Here is a 4,660-nt window from a genome sequence, read left to right as displayed (position 1 = left end):
GGCAGGAGCGATGGCAACAACAAGAACAAGCAGGAGTCGTTGCCTGATGAAATCCCTTTTGACCAAGAGGTCGCGATGTAGGTTCGCTCTTCCCTTTTCGCCGGTTTGCCGCTACCATGCTTTCTAGACGAGGAGCAGAATTCATGAGTGAAATCATAGTTACTGAAGCTAATTTTGAACAGGAAGTCTTGAAGGCTGACAAACCGGTATTGGTAGATTTTTGGGCTCCCTGGTGCGGCCCCTGCAAGATGATTGCCCCGGCAATCACCCAATTGGCACAGAAGTTTGCCGACAAGCTCAAAGTCGCGAAAATCAACGTTGATGAAGCAGGTTCACTTGCGACCATGTATAGCGTAAATTCCATTCCCACCTTGATGTTGTTCAAGGATGGCGAGGTGGTGGATCAACGAATGGGAGCAGCCTCATTGTCCGTTATTGAAGGCTTTGTCGTCGAGCATCTCTAGGGAATGTATCGGTCTGTTGCATTCAGTGAGCCGAACGTAGCCTTCCTGGTTGCACACACATACCAATCATCACTGCTGTTGGAGTCGGTAAGGCGGTCCCTGCAAAAGGACCTGGTGGCGGTTGATGCATTCGAATCAACCGCTTTATTGCTCTCCTTGCTGTTCCATTGACCGCTTTGAAACAGGCTGTTTACTTGGGCGAGCAGGGAGGCGGAGCCAAAACCTTCAAACGTGGAAGTACTCATATTCCCCCAGACAACGGCATCGAGTACAGGACTTGTCCATTCAGGGCTCATTGCGATGGAGAGGCAGCCATTGTTGGAGCTTAATCCTGCTTGCTGCTCGGAAGTATACCATGCAACGTCCTGCTCTCCTTTACTGAACGATACAACGATATAGGTCCCCCGTTCGACCCATCGATCGGGAAAGACAAAGCGGTCCGTCCAATCATCAACCACACCCGCATAGAGGGTGAGGCCTGCCAAATTTCCCCTGCTTGTAACCACCAGTTCTACTCTGTCCGGGTTGATCTCGCTCCCTTTGGTGGTGAATTCATTGATCAATACGGTAGCCGGGTTGTTGTTCTTCGCCCAAAGTACAATACCGAACTGCACGCTGTTTCCCCGATTGTCCTCAACTCTTCCCTCCAAGGCAAGCGAACTTGCCAAGCTTAGGGGCTTGCCCAAGCTCAAGGTGAGCGTCTTATCCATGACAGTGAAGGAAACAACTGAATTTTGCTCACACCATAGGGAAACTGAGTCCTCATCGATGCTCTCATTGAAAGAGAGCGTTGCAGTGTTTTGGTTGAGCATCGTTGCAGAAAGAAACACCGGTGGTGAACTGTCCACTTGGTCGAAGAGGTTGTACAGCGAAATTTCTGGCTGACTGCAACCGCAGCTGCTGCAAAGCAGCGAGAGAAACAGAAGTGGGATGAGCAAATATTTTGTCATGCCAGGTAGAGAATCGAGGAAGGTCTCTTTGCTTCAATTGACAGGCATGGACAGAGCCAATAGACTGGTTTTGCACTATCTGGAGGATGATCATGGGCAAACTTTGGCAAAAAGACTATACACTCGATTCCTTGATGGAAGACTTCACCGTAAGCAATGACTACCTACTCGATCAACAGTTGGTAATTGCTGATGCCTTGGCTTCCATCGCCCATGCCCGCGGACTCCACCTCATCGGCCTTCTTTCCGATGAAGAGCTCTCCAGCCTGGAGCAGGCGTTGGCACAGGTTATCACGCTCAGGGTCGAGGATTCCTTCACGATTACCAAGGAAAATGAGGATTGCCATACCGCCATCGAGGCGTATCTGACCGAACATGTCGGTGAGGCAGGAAAGAAAATCCATACAGGGCGGAGCCGCAACGACCAAGTCCAAACCGCTCTGCGGCTCTGGATGCGGGAGTTTTCCGTCAAGCTTTGCAATGCAACGGGTGAACTTGCCCAACGACTGGTGGACTTCGCCCGAGTGCATGAGCGTACGCCCATGCCCGGTAGAACCCACATGCAGTTGGCCATGCCGTCTTCGGTAGGCCTTTGGGCGGCAAGTTTTGCAGAAGAGCTGTACGATGAAGCACAACACTTGATGCAGCTGTCGTGGACACTCGATCAGAGTCCGCTCGGTTCGGCGGCAAGCTATGGGGTTCCCCTGCCTCTGGACAGGCAGTTCACAGCCGAGCAGATGGGCTTTACCAGAGTGCAGAACAATGTATTGTATGCAAACAACAGCCGCGGCAAGTTCGAGGCAATGCTCTTGGACAGTTGTGACTACATCGCCCTGACGCTGAGCAAGCTTGCACAGGATTTGATTCTCTTCACCCTTCCGGAATTTGGATACTTCTCGCTGCCCAAACAGCTGTGCACCGGCAGTTCCATCATGCCCCAGAAAAAGAATCCCGACGGACTGGAGCTTGCCAGAAGCCGCTCGGCGTTGGTCAGCAGCTGTGCGATGCGGGTCAAATCAATCATCCGCAGCCTTCCTTCGGGATATAACCGTGACTTCCAGGACACCAAGGGGCCGCTGCTTGAGGGAACCAAGGCCACCTGGCAGTTGGTGCAGATTTTCCTGCGAATGATTGACGGCCTTGAAGTACATCCCGAGGCGTTGGTACAAGGATGTACTGCCGATCTCTATGCCACCGATGTGGTGCTGAAACAGGTGTTGGAGGGGAAGAACTTTCGAGACACCTACAAGGAAGTGGGCTTGCATCTGGAGGATCTGACCACCCTCGACCCGTACCAGGCCCTTGAGGAGCGTACAAGCTTGGGTACCACCGGAAATCTCGGGCTCGATGAAGACCAGCTGTTCATCTCCTTGATGAGGAATGGATGCGAAGAAGTTTTGCAAAGCTTCTTTGATGCATATTACAATCTATGCGGCATAGAGAATGTGCAGACGGTTCTTTTTTAAGTGACTTGTTGACAGTTCAAATACAACAGCATCCCGGTCGGGAGGCTGAGGCAGGATCATCAAGCAAGTTGCTGACTCTTCCCTGAACGCTTTTGCAGCATTGGAGTGTGCTTGACAGCCTGATGATACGCTTCGGCAATGTTCGTGCAATAGTCTCCGATATGTTCGAGGTGACGAATTTTCTCGAGGATGAGCAGCTCTACCTTTACATCAGCTTTTCCGCTGGAGAGCCTTTCCTGAACCAATTGGCTGAGTCGGTTGCGCTGGTTGTTGATTTGTTCTTCAAACTCATTGGCCTTCTGCATTTCAGCCTTGGTGAGGGTTTTATCCATCCGGTCGCGAACATAGTCAAGGAACTCCTGGACAAGCATCTGATACTCCCTGAGGTCCTTGTCGGTTTCTGGATCGATAGTCCAACCCTGGTGGTACCTTCTTTGGCTGAGTATGGTGAGATTGTAGCAACTGTCAGTCACCGATTCCAACTCATCCATGACACGAATCAGGCAGTTCAAAGATGAAGCATTGGTCGGAGTCTGGGAGTCCTGCAACAGATGGACACAGAAGTTGGAGAGCTGTTCCTGCATCTGGTCGGCATAGTCTTCGTCCCTCTTCATTGCCAAGGCGTCGCTTTCAATATCCGCCCCTGGATTATTGAACATCCCTCGATAGCGGGTGAGCATGTTGCAGGCAAGGTTTGCCATTTTCTTGATTTCATCCCGGATTGCCATCATATAGATTTCCGGACTGTCGATGAATACACCACCGATATATTTGAAGTGGTATGTTCCCTCATCGTACTCGGCTTTAGCTGGAACCAATCGTTCGATGAAACGGGCATAATGGCTTACAAAGGGGAAGAAGAGAATTGTATTGGCAATATTGAATACAGAGTGGAACATTGCAAGAAAGAGGGGAAGCTGCGTAGAAAGCGTTGTTCCTTCCATGGTATAGATGTCGCCCGGGGTGATGAAATTGACAAATGAAAGAAGCGGATGGAAGAACATCAAGGCGATGACACTTCCTACAACGTTGAAGATAATGTGGGCCCACGCGGCCCGCTTTGCTGTGGTGCTGGTGCCGATCGAGGCAAGGTAGGCGGTGATGGTGGTACCGATGTTCGAGCCCAGGATCAGGGCGGCGGAAGCTGTTACGCCAAGCCAGCCGTTGTAAGCCATCGTGAGGGTCATGGCCATTGCAGCCGAGGATGACTGGACAACGATGGTTACCAGTGTACCAAGCAGGATGCATAATAAATTCATCCACACTGTGTCGCTGTTGAACGTTGCCAAAAACTCAAGGACCTCGATGTTTCCCGTGATGTCCGGGATGGAATGGGACATGAAGTTGAGCCCCAGGAACAAGACACCAAATCCAAGCAATACATCGGCGGCATCGCGGGTTTTAGTCTTTTTGCTGAACATCATCGGAGCGGCGAATGCGATGGAAACCAGTGCGAGCGAAGTGATATCCATCTTGAAACCGAGCAGGGCGACCAACCATCCGGTGAACGTTGTCCCGATATTGGCCCCAAGGATTACCCCGATCGCTTGGGTCAGCCCCATCAGGCCGGCATTTACAAAACTTACCACCATGACGGTGGTTGCTGACGAGCTCTGGATGATGATGGTAATAAGAAGCCCGGTCATAATTGAAACGAACCGGTTTTTCGTCATAAGCTTGAGAACAGCCTTCATCTTATCGCCAGCCGACTTCTGCAAGCCTTCACTGAGGAGTTTTATTCCAAAGAGAAAGAGGCCGAGGCTGCCTGCAATCTGAAAAA

Annotated in this window: 4 protein-coding genes; 2 read left to right on the top strand and 2 right to left on the bottom strand. The window is 51.1% G+C overall.

From position 1 onward, the window contains the following. Positions 1–143: 143 nt before the first annotated feature. Positions 144–464, top strand: coding sequence for a thioredoxin (gene trxA / locus B3F49_RS03580; RefSeq protein ID WP_293893927.1), 321 nt, complete (start codon positions 144–146; stop codon positions 462–464). Here trxA and B3F49_RS03575 read toward each other — a convergent pair. Further along, the gene (locus tag B3F49_RS03575; RefSeq protein WP_293909017.1) at positions 461–1,414 is read right to left on the bottom strand and encodes a hypothetical protein; all 954 of its coding nucleotides are present in this window, start codon (positions 1,412–1,414) and stop codon (positions 461–463) included. The genes trxA and B3F49_RS03575 overlap by 4 nt on opposite strands. 92 nt (positions 1,415–1,506) lie before the next feature. On the opposite strand from B3F49_RS03575, the gene argH reads away from it, so the two are divergent. Further along, positions 1,507–2,880 (top strand): argininosuccinate lyase, encoded by a 1,374-nt coding sequence (argH, locus tag B3F49_RS03570; RefSeq protein WP_293893932.1) that lies wholly within the window; start codon positions 1,507–1,509, stop codon positions 2,878–2,880. Positions 2,881–2,939: 59 nt separating this feature from the next. On the opposite strand, the gene B3F49_RS03565 is transcribed toward argH, so the two are convergent. Next, positions 2,940–4,660 (bottom strand): Na/Pi cotransporter family protein (locus B3F49_RS03565; RefSeq protein WP_293909015.1); only part of this gene is annotated, 1,721 nt, incomplete at its 5' end.

It is taken from the genome of Sphaerochaeta sp. UBA5836 (assembly GCF_002432845.1).
Taxonomy (GTDB): Bacteria; Spirochaetota; Spirochaetia; order Sphaerochaetales; family Sphaerochaetaceae; genus Sphaerochaeta.
The sequence above is the reverse complement of the archived record's forward strand: the minus strand, read 5'-3'. Positions and strand labels throughout refer to the sequence as shown.

Coding starts and splice junctions, on each gene's coding strand:
- trxA (WP_293893927.1), top strand. CDS start 144: ATGAGTGAAATCATAGTTACTGAAGCTAATTTTGAACAGGAAGTCTTG.
- B3F49_RS03575 (WP_293909017.1), bottom strand. CDS start 1,414: ATGACAAAATATTTGCTCATCCCACTTCTGTTTCTCTCGCTGCTTTGC.
- argH (WP_293893932.1), top strand. CDS start 1,507: ATGGGCAAACTTTGGCAAAAAGACTATACACTCGATTCCTTGATGGAA.